This window comes from Bacillus cereus group sp. BceL291 (assembly GCF_051776705.1).
GTDB lineage: Bacteria > Bacillota > Bacilli > Bacillales > Bacillaceae_G > Bacillus_A > Bacillus_A cereus.
The window spans coordinates 1-253 of sequence record NZ_JBPWAP010000278.1; the positions used below are offsets into that span (position 1 = coordinate 1).

The following is a 253-nucleotide window of genomic DNA, read 5'->3' on the forward strand; positions in this document are numbered from 1 at the left end:
CGGTTTAGGAACAGCAGCTGGTGTCGAGGCATCTAATCATATGAATTCTTATAATGAAATTTCGAATAAAATCGGAGAATTAAGTATGAAAGCTGATCTGGCTAATCAAGCAGTTATTTCACTTACTAATACGAAAGACACGCTAACATATTTGTATCAGACAGTGGATCAAGCAATCATGTCTCTAACAAGTATTCAGCAACAATGGAATAAAATGGGGGCTAATTATAAAGATTTATATGATAATATCGAT

The 253-nt window shown here is 33.6% G+C and carries 1 pseudogene; it reads left to right on the forward strand.

Annotated features, from left to right (window positions below):
* Nucleotides 1-253, forward strand: a pseudogene (locus ACS2CR_RS34575) (hemolysin BL lytic component L1); the annotation flags it as partial.